The following is a 14,773-nucleotide window of genomic DNA, read 5'->3' on the forward strand; positions in this document are numbered from 1 at the left end:
GAACTGTAGTGGCATCTTGCTGATCGGCTGAGTCCGCGAGCCACCTGTCAAATGGTGCGGTATTTTAATTTTAAAATCAAATTAAATTGTCTAGGCTAGGAAAAATTACCTTGTCGGGGCGCTGTCGCATAAACGCAGACCAGACGATCACGGCGCTCGCAGTACAGGCAGACCCAGGCAGACCCAGGTAGGAATGGCAGCATAGATGGTTGTTTTAGCAAGAGAGTATGGTCGGCGCAGGCTGCTCAAGCAAATCAGATTGTCCGGTCGTGTGCCCCGCATCGAACTGGCCAATCAAACCGGGATGAGCCGCGCAACCGTCACCACGATCACCGCAGAACTGCTGCACGCGGGCCTGATCGAAGAGATTGCGAGGCCAGAGTCCGCCGCAGATGCGCGACGTGGCAGGCCACGGGTCGACCTGAAGATTCGCGGCCGCGCCCATGCGCTTGTCGGGGCAAAAGTCTCGAACCGGCAGCTGTCTCTGGTCCTGCTGGACTTTGAGGGTAAGCAACTCGCCGAGCTGGAAACACAGATGCCGGCCGCAACGTTCGCTCCGGATCATCTGGCCGATGTCTTTGCCGACGCGGTCGAGAATCTGGCGCGCCGTGCGGGCCTGACGACAGATGACATATCCGGCGTGGGCCTCGGCATCGCCGGGATTGTGCAGGCCGCCGCGGGGGTCGTCTATTGGTCTCCCTCGCTGACGGAACGCAATGTGGGTTTCGGCGAGATCCTGACACGCCGTCTGGGCCGCCCGGTGTTCATCGATAACGACGCCAACCTCGTCGCAGTCGCGGAAAAAACCTTTGGCCTCGGCCAGTCCCATTCGGATTTCATCGTCGTAACGATCGAGAGCGGCGTCGGCATGGGGCTGGTTATTGGCGGACAACTCTACCGCGGCACGCGCGGGTGCGGCGCCGAATTCGGGCATACCAAGGTGCAGCTGGATGGTGCGCTCTGCCGGTGCGGACAACGTGGATGCCTCGAAGCTTATGTCGCCGACTATGCGCTTTTGCGCGAGGCTATGACCGTTCCGGGTGATGACCCGAATGCACCGCCCGCCACCCGCATTGAAACCCTGTTGAATGCCGCACGCGACGGGGACAGCACGGCCCGCAGCATTGTTGACCGCGCCGGGCGAATGTTTGCCTTGGGGCTCGCCAATTTGGTCAATATTTTCGATCCCGAGTTGATCATTCTCGCGGGCGAGCAAATGCAATTCGATCATCTCTTCGCCGATGATGTGATCGCCGCGATCCGCACCTCGATTGTGCAGATCGACAAATCTCCACCAGAAGTCGTGATTCACAAATGGGGCAATCTCATGTGGGCAAGCGGCGCCGCCGCCTATGCACTGGACAACGTAACGGATCTCGCGCTGGCCGGGCTGAGCGACAATGCTGCGTGAAATCTCCGCGTTACTGATGGCGCTCGCAACCCTGCCCGTCTCTGCCGACCCGCTTTTCCAAGCGGTCGATGTCCCCGAGCACATCTATTCAGGTGGGTGGGAACACTATGTCGGTGGTGGTTTGGCCGTGTTCGATTGCAATGGCGATGACCTGCCCGAGCTGTTCGCAGCGGGAGGCAGCGCACCTGCCACGTTACTGATTAACCGGTCAGACCCCGGCGGGACCATTCGTTTTGTGAGCGAAACCCCGCAACATTTGTTGCTGAAATCTGTGACAGGGGCCTACCCACTGGATATCGACAGCGACGACTTCACTGATCTCGCGGTTCTTCGTGCGGGGGAAAACCTGTTGATGCAGGGGGGGCCAAACTGCACGTTTTCTCCCTTTCAATCAATTGGATTTATCTCGGCTGACCGCTGGACCACAGCCTTTTCCGCCACTTGGGAGCCCGGTCAATCCCTGCCAACTCTAGCGTTTGGCAATTATGTCGACCGGTCCGATCCCGATGGCCCGTTCCGCGCCTGCGATGACACGCTGCTGTATCGGCCCGAGGGTGCGACCTATGCCGCCCCGCGCGCCCTGACACCCGGCCACTGCCCGCTTTCGATGCTGTTCAGCGATTGGGGGAGAAACGGGCGCGCCGATCTGCGGATCAGCAACGACCGGCACTACTATGTCGATGACGGACAGGAACAGATGTGGGCGATGGAGGATACCCCTCGCCTTTATGATGCCGATGATGGATGGAAAGAATACAAGCTCTGGGGCATGGGCATTGCGTCGCGCGACCTGACTGGCGACGGGCTGCCCGAGGTGTTTCTGACATCGATGGGCGATCAGCGTCTGCAATTCCCTGTTGGCAAAAGTCGGCCCGAATACACCGATGCGCCTTATGCGCTCGGAACCACGGCGCACCGGCCCTATCTGGGCGGTGATGGGCGCCCGTCGACCGGTTGGCATGTCGCATTCGGCGACGTCCAGAATAACGGACGCGACGATGCTTTTATCAGTAAAGGCAATGTCGAACAGATGCCCGACAGCGCAATGGAAGACCCCAACAATCTGCTCGTGCAACAGTCCGATGGGTCATTCTTCGAAATGGGCGCAGAGGCCGGGCTTGCCAGCATGCATCGTGGGCGTGGAGCGGCCATGGTCGATCTGAATCGCGACGGGTTGCTGGATGTCGCTGTCGTCAATCGGCGCGCGCCTCTTGAGGTTTGGCAGAACATCACCCGTGACCCCGGCAATGCGATCGCCATCTCCCTGCGACAGTCCGCACCAAACGTAGATGCAGTTGGCGCATGGGTCGAAGTCAGGGCAAATGGCGTCACACAGGCGCGCGAGATAACGATTGGCGGTGGCCACGCCGGCGGCAGCAACGTTGCCGAGCACTTTGGCCTTGGATCAGCGGCAAAGTCCCAGCTGCGCGTGATCTGGCCCGATGGGGCCGTGTCTCCTTGGACGGATCAGTCCACGACGCCTTACTCAACCTACACCGTGACCCGCCCTCTCTCCCAAGAGTGACGCCAAGCGTGTCTTACATTGGCGCCTGGTGGATCGTGACGAACTCTTGCACATCGTTCGCAACCATGCGCACGCCGAAGGCGTCGATGCGAGGGGCCTCGATGGCCGCTCGCATCGCGTTTGTCAGTCAAGCGTTAGTCCGCTTGGCACCGTTTTCGGAACGCCAAGTCGCCCTGACAGACTTTGGGGGTCTGTCAAAGTTTCAAGAAATGCCAACAGATCGGCGATATCCGCGTCCGACATCGATTGGGATGGCAATTCGTTTGCAGCGGCAATTCTGGCGATTTCATCAAAGTCAGCAAGCACCGCGAGATCCGTATCAAACGCTGGCGTCGGCAACACCATCTGTGACGCATCGAAGCGGCGAAGACTTGCAATCGGATCAAGATGATGTCGCACAACCGCGTCCAGCGTGGCGAACGCGCCCGCATGACCGTAGGGCGCCGTGTGCGTCACGTTGCGCAAGGATGGCGTCCGAAAGCGATAGGCATCCTCCGCATTTCCCGTCACCCGCATCCGTCCCACATCGCGATTGTGGCGCTCAAATCGCGCGGCCTTGCCCGGTCCGATCTGCGGCATCGCGATGGCGTGGAAATCGTGATCGGTCTGAAACTGTCCCGCATGACAGGCAGAACAGCCAGCCGCACCATAGAACAGGTCCATCCCCCGCATTGCCGCTGCGGGCAGCGGAGTGCCGTCGCGCAGAAAGGCGTCAAACGGACTGTTATCAGCACGCCATTCAAACGCGATGAACGCCGCAATCACATTGGCGATATCTGCGAAGGCAATCGACCTCTCTCCGATCACCGCATCAAACTGTTTACGATACTGCGGGGTCGCCTCGACCCGAGCGGACAAGATCGACCATGCTCCGCCCTCGCCGGTCAACACACCCTGACGAACGGCCTGCGCCACATCGTTTTCCGAATAATGCCCTGCCATCTCGTCACCGGAAAGCACTGGGAACATGGCCTGCGCCGCGAGTGCCGAAGCAAATCCGCGCTCCATATCCGCGCCCAACGGCGTGCGTAGGCCCGATGGGCGTGTTGGGTCCGCTTCAAGTCGGCCATCGTGAAAGAATCGCGTGAATTCCTCCGCCCCCAGATTGAACAGCGCAGGCGCATTGCGCGGAATACGTTGCTCTGGCGGGTTGTCCGGATCGATGCGACGATCAGGACCAAGGCCCAAACCACCATCACCAAAGCCCAGCGATACGCCGTCGCCTGTTGCAAACCGTGGATGATGGCAACTGGCGCAGGAAACTGTCTTGCTGCCACTGAGGATCGGATCATAGTAAAGCAGACGTCCGAGCGTGATTTCTTCCAGACTGTGATCGGCAAAGCGGGCATCGGCCTCTGGCAGCGGCCCTGCGCCCACCGGGGCCGCCGACACTGCGATCAGAACCGCAGCGCAGCAAAACCCGTTCGCAAGCCGATCAGACAAAGCGGTTAACGTAGTTCTCCAATTTCTCCTGCCGCCCGGAACGCGGCACGGCGGTGATTTCACCAGACTGCACGGTTTGAAAAATCGTGTCCAAATCGCTGTCGAGCATGGCCTGCGCTGCGTGCGTATCCCAACCGCCGTACCGCTCGGCCAATGCAGCATCAAGCCCGCCATCCTCGATCATCGCAGCCGCCGCCTTAATACCGCGCGCACAAACATCCATCGCACCGACATGCGAGGCGATCAGATCCTCTGCATCCAATGACTGCCGCCGCAGCTTGGCGTCAAAATTGGTGCCGCCAGTGACAAAGCCCCCTGCCTGCAGGATGTGATAATAAGCCAGCGCAACCTCGGGCACATTGTTGGGGAACTGGTCGGTGTCCCAGCCCGATTGATAATCGTTTCGGTTCATGTCGATGCTGCCGAGCATACCCTCGGATGCCGCCACCGCGATTTCATGTTCAAACGTATGTCCCGCAAGAATGGCATGTCCCTGCTCAAGGTTCAGTTTCACCTCGCCCTCAAGACCGTATTTGCGCAGAAACCCGATGCAGGTCGCCGCATCGTAGTCATATTGATGTTTGGACGGTTCCTGCGGTTTGGGCTCGACCAGGATCGTGCCCTCAAAACCGATCTTGTGCTTGTAATCGACCACCATGCTGAGAAAGCGGCCCATATGATCCAACTCGCGGGTCAGATCGGTGTTGAGCAGCGTTTCATACCCTTCGCGACCGCCCCACAAGACATAGTTCTGGCCACCCAGACGATGCGTCGCGTCCATGCAGGTTTTCACCGTTGCCGCAGACCATGCAAAGACATTGGGATCCGGGTTGGTCGATGCCCCCGACATCCAGCGTCGATGGCTGAACATATTGGCCGTGCCCCATAACAGGGCAACTTTGCGGCTTTCCATTTTTTCCGCGAAATAGTCGATGATCTCTTCGAAATTGCGCAAGGAGTCGGCAAATGTCGCGCCTTCGGGGCGGATATCGGCATCGTGCCAGCAGAAATAGGGCACCCCAAGGATATCGAACATATCAAACGCTGCATCCGCCTTGATCTTGGCACGCCCCATATCGTCTTGTGGATGCCAGGGCCGCTCGAATGTCTGCCCGCCGAATGGATCTCCGCCCTCCCAGGCAAAAGAGTGCCAGTAGGCAACGGCAAACCGCAGGTGATCTTCCATCCGCTTGCCCATGACGATCTCGTCCGGGTTATAGTGGTGAAAGGCCATAGGATCAGTGCTGTCAGACCCTCCATAGCGGGCGGGTTTGATGTCGGCGAAAAACGATTGGGTCATGGCATGGCCTTCAGTGTTGGGTAAGACGCCGCAAAGGCGGCATAGGCATCATCATAGGCGGCACGCAGATCAGCGCGTGGCGCGATGGTTTCGGCGATTGGGGGTTTGGTCATCACATCCGATGGGGCGGCGCCTGTCACGCCACAAATCGCCAGCCTTGCCGCACCAAGTGCCGCACCGAAATCACCCTGTTCAGGCAAATCGACCGGCATGTTCAAAACTGTGGCAAGCAACTCGACCCAATGGCGCGACCGCGCGCCACCGCCGATCGCCAGCACGCGTGACAGGTTTGCTCCAGTCAGGCGCAGCGCTTCGAGACTGTCGCGCAATGCAAAGCTGACCCCTTCGACAACCGCACGGGTCATATCGGTTCGGTCCATGGCGATATCCAACCCGACAAACGCGCCCCGCACGGCGCTGTCGTTGTGCGGCGTACGCTCTCCTGACAGGTAAGGCAGAAACCGCAGCGTGCCGGGTTTTGTGATCGTATCGCCGAGTTCGCGGGTTAGCTCTGCGGCACCCACACCTGTGACGCGCGACAACCAGTTCAGGCTGTCAGTTGCCGCCAGAATCACGCCCATCTGGTACCAGGTATCGGGGATCGCGTGGCAAAAGGTATGTACGGCGCTTTCGGCGCGCGGGGCAAACCCGTCGCGTGCTGCGAGCAGGACACCCGATGTGCCCAGCGAAACAAACCCGTCACCTTCGGCCAATGCTCCGACGCCGCAGGCCGACGCAGCATTGTCACCACCGCCCGCCATAACCTGCACGCCCTCGGGCAATCCGAGATCGGTGGCAAGGTCCGGCCGCAATGGTCCGACCACGTCGCTGCCTTCGACCAGATCCGGCATTTGATCCGCCCGCATACCCGTTGCCGCCAGCAGTTCCAGGGACCACGCGCGCGCGCCTACATCGAGCCACGAGGTGCCGGCGCTGTCAGACATATCCGACACCATCCGCCCGGTCAGCCAATAGGAAAGATAATCCTTGGGCAGCAGGACTTTCGCAACCTGCGCGAACACATCCGGTTCATTCTCGGCAACCCAAGCGACCTTGGGCGCGGTAAAACCCGGAAACACGATATTGCCCGATATCTCGCGCATACCGGGCAGCGCATCAAACTGCTGAGCCTGTTCATGGCTCCGCGTGTCGTTCCACAATAGGCAGGGTCGAAGCACTTCGCCGCGTTCATCCAGCAACGTGGCCCCATGCATATGGCCCGAAAGCCCGATTCCCCGTAGGCGCGCCATCTCATCCGGCTTGTCGTTTCGCAGTTGTCGCAATGTTGCCGTTGCGGCGGCGACCCAGTCTGCTGGGTCCTGCTCACTCCAGCCCGGATGTGGATGCGCGACGGTTAATGCGGCCTCGGCGCAGTGAACCGCCTTGCCTGCATCATCCACCAACAAGGCACGCACTCCGGACGTGCCCAGATCAAGGCCGATAAACATGTGCTCCCCCCAAGAACTCTGCGTCGGAGTGTTTCCCGATTTAATTCTCGTGTCAAACTAAACCCGCAAACGGGTGCACAAGATTTGTGTTTGCCCTCCCAGAGACAGGGCAACATATTAATGAATCCGAAGGAAAAATTCAGAAGGTTCCGTAAGTTGCCTGATCCACCAGCACCAGGCGCTGAACGCTGGTGTCAGCTTTCAGGCAGCGCTCCATCTCCCAAGTGCCGGGGACGAATCCGAGTTCGACACATTCCGCGAGCGCATCCGCTGCGCTTTGGGGGCGCGATTGCGATTGTTGGGACGTGTCACAGCCCGCGACAAGCAGGACGAAAAGCAGAGGCGGCAGGCCAGAGCGGAACAAATGTTTCATGCCAAATCAACTAGGCGCGAACATCTTCAGGTCCACCCGGCCGACCGCCGATCACAAAAATGTCATGTCACGCGTTTTGCGGGCTTCCAGAGATCAGCAACCAGTGCGACGCAGCACAACGCTAACTGTCTTGAGCAGCAGGGACACATCTGTCTTCAACGACACGACTTTGCGGTACTCTGCGTCGATCGTGGCACGGTGAGAAAAATGGCTCTCGTTACGAGTGGAAACCTGCCAGATGCCGGTGACGCCCGGCGTCAGCGCAACATAATCCGACGCATCACCGTACAGAGCCAGTTGCTCGGGCAGCATCGGACGCGGCCCAACAAGGCTCATCTCACCGATCAGAACGTTCCAAAGCTGTGGCAACTCGTCCAGCGAGGTCTGACGAAGCAGAGCACCAAGCGGTGTGATACGGGGATCATTGCGCAGCTTCTGGGTGGTTTCCCACTCTGCGCGCATATCCGGATCGCTCTCAAGGACACGGGCCAGACGCGCATCGGCATCTGTCACCATGCTGCGCAGCTTGAGCATAGAAAACTGCTTGCCACCGCGACCCACACGCGCTTGACGGTAAAAAGGATTTCCACCTTCAATCCAAAGCAACAACGCGAAAAACAACACAAACGGCAAAACAACCGGCGCCGACAGAACCACCAGCGTCACGTCAAACGCGCGCTTTCCCCAAGCCAGGTAGGCATTCCCACTGCGTGAAACCCGGCGGCTTGGCACTCTTGTGGTGCCTCCTGCCCCGCTCGCAACAGGGCCGGACATGAATACTGAAACTGGAGGAATAAAAATATCTTTCAGGGAAAATGCGCGATCTTTGACGTTAAACAATGCTGCTGTCGCCATCGGCATCTCAAATCGGTTTTGCATTCGTTACTCCAACATCCGCAAACTGCACGGTCACTGCGGCGAAAACTTCGCCATGAACTCCCCCGAGCAAACCCTCCAAAAGCCGCGACATACTCCACGACTTAAGCGGCGAAAAACGGCCCCCGTGAGGAGCATCTTTCACCAAGCCTAACTCACACGCAAAACAAAACACTCATTGTCCAAAACAAGGGCCGTGGGAGGGTGGATATCACTGACAGCAACATCCGCTCGGGTTTTTATAAAAGACACTTTGTTTAAGTCTAAAATTGGGCAGATTTGGTTCGTTTTCACGAACTCAACAGAAACAAAAAAGTGGAGGGCTGGCGTATTGTCCCTGAATTGCAGGGACATGGGCGGTGCGCAGTTTGCCGCGCACCGCAGAGTCGATCAGGTCAAGCCAGAGTTGCCTGCATCGCTTTTGCTGTATCCAGCATACGGTTGGAGAAACCCCACTCGTTGTCATACCAGCTGAGAACACGCACCATCCCGCCATCGCCTACATGGGTCTGCGCAGTGGCCAGTATCGAGGATAGCGGGTTATGGTTGAAGTCTGACGAAACCAACGGAAGGTCGCTGACACCCAGAACGCCTTGAAGCGGGCCAGAGGCCGCCGCCGCGCGTATAGCATCGTTCACCGAGTCAGCGGTCGCCGCGCGGTCAGGCAGAAAGCTGAGATCCACAACAGACACGTTCGGCGTTGGAACACGGATCGCCGATCCATCAAGTTTGCCCTTGAGTTGTGGCAAAACAAGTCCGACGGCCCGTGCCGCCCCCGTCGAAGTCGGGATCATCGACAGCGCCGCCGCACGCGCGCGATAGAGGTCGCGATGCGCGGTATCGAGCGTTGGCTGATCGCCGGTGTAGGAATGGATCGTGGTCATATACCCGGTGCGTATGCCGAACGCATCGTCCAGAATCTGGGCCACCGGAGCCAAACAGTTGGTAGTGCAGGATGCATTGGATACGATCGTGTCTTCTGCGGTGAGGCCCTGATGGTTGACGCCGTAAACGATGGTCTTGTCCGCGCCGTCACCCGGTGCCGAAATCAGAACTCGGCCCGAGCCGTTCTCAAGATAGGCGGCCGCCTTGTCCCGTTTGGTGAACACCCCGGTGCATTCCAGCGCGACATCGATATCATCCCACGGCAGGTCCGCCGGATTGCGTTCTTGCGTGACGCGGATACGGTGGCCGTTGATCACCAATGCATCGTCTTCGACCGTCACATCCGCGTTCAGGCGGCCATGAACAGAATCAAATTGCAGAAGGTGGGCATTGGCCTCGGTCGGGGCCAGATCGTTGATTGCAACAATTTCAACATCGGTGCGACCGGATTCAATCCAGGCCCTCAGAACGCAGCGACCGATACGACCGAAACCGTTGATTGCGAGTTTCGCAGACATGTTTCTTCTCCTTCATGACGGAGTTCGTCTATGGTTGGTATTCATGATAGCGCTAACAGGGCAATAACATCGGAATGCCGCCCTGACCAGATCCAATTGCCGGTCTGGCCGTGACATGGCCGCGAAGACACAGGTATCGCCGAACGATGTAACTCGCGAACCGTCGAGTGCCGGCGCTGCGTTCAGGTATCCGCCGCTACAGTCGCCCTGTATCGTCCGGGACTCTCCCCGACCCAGCGTTTGAATGCGTCGGTAAAACTGCTCAGATTGGAATATCCCAGTAGATAGGCGATTTCCCCCAGTCCGAGATCGCTGTTTTTGAGATAGTTGATGGCAAGACTCTCGCGCAGGTCCTGAAGGGTACGAAAAAACGTCGTTCCTTCTTGCTCCAATCGTCTTGCGAGCGTGCGCGAACTGAACCCCATTTCCCGTGCGATGCGATCCTGATTGGCTTCACCAGACGCAAGCCGTGCAGCGATCGCCCGTTCGACATCCACGATCAACGCCGAACTGTTCCGCCGTTTGCGGTCCAGAACATCCTCGGCATATTGGCGCAGCACCGAATAGAGTTCGTGATCTGCTGTCGCCAGCGGCAGGTCGAGAGCTGACGGCTCAAAGAAAAACGCATTGTCCGGCGCTCCGAATTCGACACGACACCCCAGATAATCTTCGATCACATCGATATTCGTTTTTCGCAGATGCCGAAAACACGCCTTGCGCAATCTCAGTTTCTGCTGCACCGCCTTTTCAAGCCCAGACAGGATCCCCGACGCTCCGAACTCGACCATTTGGCGGCGCTCTACCTTTGCTGGCACGCGGAAGTACCAGGACAGTACACTTTCCCGATCCAGTATGGTTTCATCGAGCTCCACAACATCCGTGAACACCCGGCGATATCGCGCAAAATTCTTGATGAAATCCCGCACCGTCGGCGACGATAATCCGACATAGCTGAGCAAGCCGGTTCGCCGCATATCGCGCTGGATACCTCTTTCGAAACCAAGAACATCATTACCGGACAGGGCGGCCGCATGTTCGAAAAACGCTGCTATATCAGGGAATTCGGCAAACGGCTTTTCCTGGGTCAGAAGCTCGGCATCAAAGGCTGTCCCCGTGAAAACATCGCGCTGACTATAGCCTTCGGCCAAAAGGTATTCAGCCAGTGATCTGACATAAACGGCACCATGTCGAAAACGCTGCTCGGGCACGCGCTTAACGTCCTGCGTCGGCAAGCGTCAGCATACCGTGGTTCGCGACCGTTGCCGTCCGGAAATGTTTGGAATCAAACTGCAATGACGGGTTTCTCATGAAATACTCTCTAACAAATAACCTACCCCCGACTAAAGCGCGAACGGGCTGGTCGACTCAAGGTTTTTAGCATGTTTCCGACAGGCTCCTCCAAAAAAAGGGGGTGCGGGACAAGGCGATCGGCTTGGCAAATCCTGATCTGCCTTCAATCAGGTTTTGACAGATCGGTTACCTGCGCACTTAATGGCCGCGACGAAGACGCACATTCATGAGGAGGTTCACAATGTCCGTATCCCTGCAGGTCCTGTATCCGATCACCGACGGAACAGAGTTCGATTATGACTATTACCTATCGACCCATATGAATCTTGTCGCTGAACATATGGGCCCGCATATTGAGCGCACATTGGTCACCAAAGGCAACGCCGGTGGCCCCGACACGCCACCCTCGATTTACGCCATCGCCACGATTGTTTTTCCAGATCAGGACGCGATGGGCGCGGCCTTGAAATCTTCTGCGCCGGTGATGGCGGATATTCCAAACTTCACCAATGCAGAGCCACAGATTCTGATCGGTGAGGTCGTCGGTTGATCTCGCACGCGTCGGAAACCGCGTTGCCTTCTGGCAACGGGCAGAAGGCTATGCCGCCAACCCTTCAACTGAAGAAGGCGCGCCAACGAATGTGGCGCGCCTTTGTTTGCTAAGAGCGATTGACGCCCGACTACTTCCGTTTTTTCGGCGGCATGAGGTCGGTGATCGTGCCTTCGAACATCTCGGCAGCAAAATTGATCGTTTCGCTCAGCGTCGGATGCGGGTGGATGGTGTGACCAAGGTCAACGGCGTCTGCGCCCATCTCAATGGCCAGCGCCGCTTCGGCGATCAGATCACCGGCGTTGGTGCCGACAATCGCTGCGCCAACAACGCGATCATCCTCAGGGTTAAACAACAGCTTGGTCATCCCCTCGCTGCGCCCATTTGAAAGCGACCGGCCCGAGGCCGCCCAGGGAAAGACACCCTTTTCGACCTTAATGCCCTTTTCCTTGGCTTGCGTTTCGGTCAATCCAACCCATGCAACCTCGGGATCAGTATAGGCCACCGACGGGATCACCTGCGCATCAAAGGCACGCTTGTGTCCGGCAGCAACCTCCGCAGCGACCTTGCCTTCATGCACGGCCTTGTGTGCCAGCATCGGTTGTCCAACCACGTCGCCAATCGCAAAGATATGCGCCTGCCCGGTGCGCTGTTGATGATCCACGGCGATAAACCCGCGCTCATCCACGGCAACACCCGCGGCCTCGGCATTAATCAGTTTACCATTGGGGCGGCGCCCGACGGACACCAGAACCCGGTCAAACGTGTCTGTGGTGATCTCGCCCTTGTCGTCCTCGAACGTGACTTTCAGCCCTTTCTTCTGGGCCTCCATCGCCGTCACCTTGGTCTTGAGCATGATCTTTTCATACCGACCCTCGACACGCTTCTGAAGCGGACGCACCATGTCCTTATCGGCTCCGGGCATCAGTTGATCCATGAACTCGACAACCGTGATTTTCGAGCCAAGCGCATCATAGACACAGGCCATCTCGAGCCCGATGATACCGCCACCCAGAACCAACATCCGCTTGGGGATGTCGGCCAGTTCCAGCGCCCCGGTGCTGTCCATCACCCTTGGGTCGTCATGTGGGATGAATGGCAGTTCCACAGGTTCGGAACCGGCGGCGATGATACAATTATCAAAGCTCACCGTGGTATCCCCGTCACTGCCGCTGACCGCAATCATGTTCGGACCCGAGAACGTCCCGGTTCCGCGCACGACTTTGACCTTTCGAGCCCGCGCCAGACCGTCCAGACCGCCGGTCAGCTGGCTGACCACCCCGTCTTTCCAGCCGCGCAGCTTGTCGATATCAACCTTGGGTTTGGAAAAGGTAATACCGTGCGCGCCCATTTCCTCGGCTTCGGTGATCACCTTGGCCGCGTGCAACAACGCCTTGGACGGGATACACCCGACGTTCAGACAAACGCCGCCCAGTACCGGGTTGCGCTCGATCAGGATGACCGATTTGCCCAAATCGGCGGCGCGATAGGCCGCAGTATAACCACCTGGACCAGAGCCCAGAACGACAACCTCGGCATGATGCTCGCCCGCACCGCTGGCGGTACCGGTCGCTGAGACAGCAGCAGGCGCTGCTGCGGCTGGTGCCGCCTCGGCAGTAGATTCTGGAGCGGCATCGGCCGCCGCCCCTTCCAGCACCATGATCAGGCTGCCTTCGGACACCTTGTCGCCCTCGGCCACCTTGATCTCTTTCACCACGCCGGCTGACGGGCTTGGCACTTCCATCGTTGCCTTGTCGCTCTCCAGTTCGATCAGCGGGTCCTCGGCGGCGACTTCATCGCCGACGCTGACCAGAATGCTGACCACAGGTACTTCGGAGAAATCACCGATATCAGGAACTTTGACATCCATATCCGCGCCCTCCTTACAACATCAGCCGGCGCACGTCGCCGAGCAGGTGTTTCAGTTTGGCGCAGAACCGGGCGGCCAGAGCGCCGTCAATGGCGCGGTGGTCATAAGACAACGACAACGGCTGCATGTTGCGAGGCACAAAGGCTTCACCATCCCAGACCGGAGCCATCTTGGACCGGGTCAGGCCCAGAATCGCCACCTCGGGCGCGTTGACGATCGGGGTGAACGATGTCCCACCGATGCCGCCCAGAGACGAAATCGTAAAGGTCGCACCCGACATGTCATCGCCTTTCAGCTTGCCGTCGCGTGCCTTGGCCGACAATTCGCCCAGTTCCTTGCTGATCTCGACGATGCCCTTGCGATCCGCATCCTTGATCACTGGCACCATCAGCCCGTTCGGCGTGTCCGCCGCAAAACCGATATTGTAGAAATCCTTCTTGATCAGCTTGTCGCCATCCGGATGAATCGAACTGTTCACTTCCCAATGGGATTTCAGCGCCGAGACAGACGCCTTGATCATGAACGACAGTAATGTGACGCGATAGCCTTCCTGCTTGGCCTGCCCGTCCAACTCGCGCCGGTACTGATCCAGATCGGTTATGTCCGCCTCTTCGTTGTGGGTCACATGCGGGATATTCAGCCAACTGCGGTGCAGCGCCGGACCGGACAGTTTCTTGATCCGAGGCATTTCCACATCTTCGACCGGACCGAATTTGCTGAAATCGACAGCCGGGATGGGCGGAATGCCCATGCCGCCCTGCGCTCCACCGGCGGCAGCAGCGGGTGCGGTTGAGGATTTCAGATACTTGGTCACGTCTTCGCGCAAGATACGTCCCTTGCGACCAGACCCGTTGACCTTGCTCAACTCGACATCCAGTTGCCGTGCAAAGGCGCGTACCGACGGGCTGGCATGGACCTTGCCAAAACCGGCATCCGTCACGGCCGGCGCAGCGGGGGCGGGCGCAGCGGCGGCAGGCGCGGCTGGCGTGGCGGCGGGTTTATCTTCCTTGGGTGCCTCTTTTGGCGCAGCGGCTGTACCGTCGCCCTCGACCAACAAGAGCACGTCGCCCATCGAAACCTTGTCGCCTTCGCTCACCTTGATCTCTGTCACCTTGCCCGCAGCCGAGCTTGGAACTTCCATCGTTGCCTTATCGCTTTCCAGCTCGACCAGCGGGTCTTCTTCCGCAATCACGTCGCCAACGCTCACCAGGATGCTGATCACCGGAACATCGTCGAAATCGCCGATATCTGGTACGGTTACTTCAATAGCCATTTGTATTGTCT

12 protein-coding genes are annotated in these 14,773 nt (G+C 58.5%); 3 read left to right on the top strand and 9 right to left on the bottom strand.

All coding sequences use genetic code 11. The features are described 5' to 3' along the window. The first annotated feature begins 205 nt into the window (after positions 1 to 205). Positions 206 to 1,411 (top strand): ROK family transcriptional regulator, encoded by a 1,206-nt coding sequence (locus ABJO75_RS18715; protein ID WP_348124172.1) that lies wholly within the window; start codon positions 206 to 208, stop codon positions 1,409 to 1,411. Next, positions 1,401 to 2,936 (top strand): CRTAC1 family protein, encoded by a 1,536-nt coding sequence (locus ABJO75_RS18720; RefSeq protein ID WP_348124174.1) that lies wholly within the window; start codon positions 1,401 to 1,403, stop codon positions 2,934 to 2,936. The genes ABJO75_RS18715 and ABJO75_RS18720 overlap by 11 nt, the downstream gene beginning before the upstream one ends. Positions 2,937 to 3,059: 123 nt before the next feature. On the opposite strand, the gene ABJO75_RS18725 is transcribed toward ABJO75_RS18720, so the two are convergent. The 7 genes from ABJO75_RS18725 to ABJO75_RS18755 all read right to left on the bottom strand — a co-directional run bounded on the left by ABJO75_RS18725 (position 3,060) and on the right by ABJO75_RS18755 (position 10,987). Continuing rightward, the gene (locus tag ABJO75_RS18725; protein WP_348124430.1) at positions 3,060 to 4,298 is read right to left on the bottom strand and encodes a cytochrome c peroxidase; all 1,239 of its coding nucleotides are present in this window, start codon (positions 4,296 to 4,298) and stop codon (positions 3,060 to 3,062) included. A 73-nt stretch (positions 4,299 to 4,371) separates the two neighbouring features. Next, positions 4,372 to 5,679: a xylose isomerase gene (xylA, locus tag ABJO75_RS18730; protein WP_348124176.1), complete on the bottom strand. Its 1,308-nt coding sequence runs from the start codon at positions 5,677 to 5,679 to the stop codon at positions 4,372 to 4,374. Further along, a complete protein-coding gene (gene xylB / locus ABJO75_RS18735; RefSeq protein ID WP_348124178.1) occupies positions 5,676 to 7,127 on the bottom strand; it encodes a xylulokinase in 1,452 nt (483 codons plus the stop codon). The genes xylA and xylB overlap by 4 nt, the downstream gene beginning before the upstream one ends. Before the next feature lie 139 nt (positions 7,128 to 7,266). Beyond that, positions 7,267 to 7,500, bottom strand: coding sequence for a hypothetical protein (locus tag ABJO75_RS18740; protein ID WP_348124180.1), 234 nt, complete (start codon positions 7,498 to 7,500; stop codon positions 7,267 to 7,269). Between the two features lie 93 nt (positions 7,501 to 7,593). After that, the gene (locus ABJO75_RS18745; protein WP_348124181.1) at positions 7,594 to 8,379 is read right to left on the bottom strand and encodes a sugar transferase; all 786 of its coding nucleotides are present in this window, start codon (positions 8,377 to 8,379) and stop codon (positions 7,594 to 7,596) included. A gap of 392 nt (positions 8,380 to 8,771) precedes the next feature. Next, a complete protein-coding gene (gene gap, locus ABJO75_RS18750) occupies positions 8,772 to 9,779 on the bottom strand; it encodes a type I glyceraldehyde-3-phosphate dehydrogenase (RefSeq protein WP_348124183.1) in 1,008 nt (335 codons plus the stop codon). Positions 9,780 to 9,961: 182 nt separating this feature from the next. After that, complete coding sequence (locus ABJO75_RS18755) at positions 9,962 to 10,987, bottom strand: AraC family transcriptional regulator ligand-binding domain-containing protein (RefSeq protein ID WP_348124185.1); 1,026 nt, start codon at positions 10,985 to 10,987, stop codon at positions 9,962 to 9,964. A gap of 323 nt (positions 10,988 to 11,310) precedes the next feature. Here ABJO75_RS18755 and ABJO75_RS18760 point away from each other — a divergent pair, with 323 nt between their 5' ends. Next, a complete protein-coding gene (locus tag ABJO75_RS18760; protein WP_348124187.1) occupies positions 11,311 to 11,619 on the top strand; it encodes an EthD family reductase in 309 nt (102 codons plus the stop codon). 130 nt (positions 11,620 to 11,749) lie between these two features. Here the strand turns inward: ABJO75_RS18760 and lpdA are convergent, their stop codons facing one another. Both lpdA and aceF read right to left on the bottom strand, forming a co-directional pair. Then, on the bottom strand, positions 11,750 to 13,489 hold the full coding sequence (lpdA, locus tag ABJO75_RS18765) for a dihydrolipoyl dehydrogenase (protein ID WP_348124189.1): 1,740 nt from the start codon (positions 13,487 to 13,489) through the stop codon (positions 11,750 to 11,752). A 13-nt stretch (positions 13,490 to 13,502) separates the two neighbouring features. After that, a complete protein-coding gene (gene aceF, locus ABJO75_RS18770; RefSeq protein WP_348124191.1) occupies positions 13,503 to 14,762 on the bottom strand; it encodes a dihydrolipoyllysine-residue acetyltransferase in 1,260 nt (419 codons plus the stop codon). Positions 14,763 to 14,773: the final 11 nt, after the last annotated feature.

Source organism: Sedimentitalea sp. (assembly GCF_039973035.1).
Classification (GTDB): domain Bacteria; phylum Pseudomonadota; class Alphaproteobacteria; order Rhodobacterales; family Rhodobacteraceae; genus Sedimentitalea.

What these genes read in the sequence shown, in the direction of transcription:
- ABJO75_RS18715 (WP_348124172.1), top strand. Translation starts at nt 206, where the DNA reads ATGGTTGTTTTAGCAAGAGAGTATGGTCGGCGCAGGCTGCTCAAGCAA.
- ABJO75_RS18720 (WP_348124174.1), top strand. Translation starts at nt 1,401, where the DNA reads ATGCTGCGTGAAATCTCCGCGTTACTGATGGCGCTCGCAACCCTGCCC.
- xylA (WP_348124176.1), bottom strand. Translation starts at nt 5,679, where the DNA reads ATGACCCAATCGTTTTTCGCCGACATCAAACCCGCCCGCTATGGAGGG.
- xylB (WP_348124178.1), bottom strand. Translation starts at nt 7,127, where the DNA reads ATGTTTATCGGCCTTGATCTGGGCACGTCCGGAGTGCGTGCCTTGTTG.
- ABJO75_RS18740 (WP_348124180.1), bottom strand. Translation starts at nt 7,500, where the DNA reads ATGAAACATTTGTTCCGCTCTGGCCTGCCGCCTCTGCTTTTCGTCCTG.
- ABJO75_RS18745 (WP_348124181.1), bottom strand. Translation starts at nt 8,379, where the DNA reads ATGCAAAACCGATTTGAGATGCCGATGGCGACAGCAGCATTGTTTAAC.
- gap (WP_348124183.1), bottom strand. Translation starts at nt 9,779, where the DNA reads ATGTCTGCGAAACTCGCAATCAACGGTTTCGGTCGTATCGGTCGCTGC.
- ABJO75_RS18760 (WP_348124187.1), top strand. Translation starts at nt 11,311, where the DNA reads ATGTCCGTATCCCTGCAGGTCCTGTATCCGATCACCGACGGAACAGAG.
- lpdA (WP_348124189.1), bottom strand. Translation starts at nt 13,489, where the DNA reads ATGGATGTCAAAGTTCCTGATATCGGTGATTTCTCCGAAGTACCTGTG.
- aceF (WP_348124191.1), bottom strand. Translation starts at nt 14,762, where the DNA reads ATGGCTATTGAAGTAACCGTACCAGATATCGGCGATTTCGACGATGTT.